The 234-nt window shown below is 72.2% G+C and carries 1 protein-coding gene; it reads left to right on the top strand.

All coding sequences use genetic code 11. The features are described from left to right. A partial coding sequence (locus tag IH00_RS41470) for a KR domain-containing protein (protein WP_158828221.1) occupies positions 1-234 on the top strand: 234 nt, incomplete at both ends.

Raw genomic sequence — 234 nt, 5'->3', positions numbered from 1 at the left:
AGGCGCCGCCGAGCTGGTCGCCGAGCTGGCAGAGCTGGGGTGTGCGGCTCGGGCCGTCGCCTGTGACGTGTCCGACCGTGCACAACTCGCCGCCGTACTCGGCACGCTGGATCACCGGCCCACCGCGGTGGTGCACGCGGCGGGTGTGCTCGACGACGGGGTGATCGGGTCACTGTCGCCGCAGCAGATCGAGCGCGTGATGCGTCCCAAGGTGGACGCGGCCTGGCACCTGCA

Origin of the sequence: Streptomyces sp. NRRL S-118 (assembly GCF_000716335.1) — a bacterium.
GTDB lineage: Bacteria > Actinomycetota > Actinomycetes > Streptomycetales > Streptomycetaceae > Streptomyces.
This window is presented reverse-complemented; position numbering and strand designations above follow the sequence as displayed.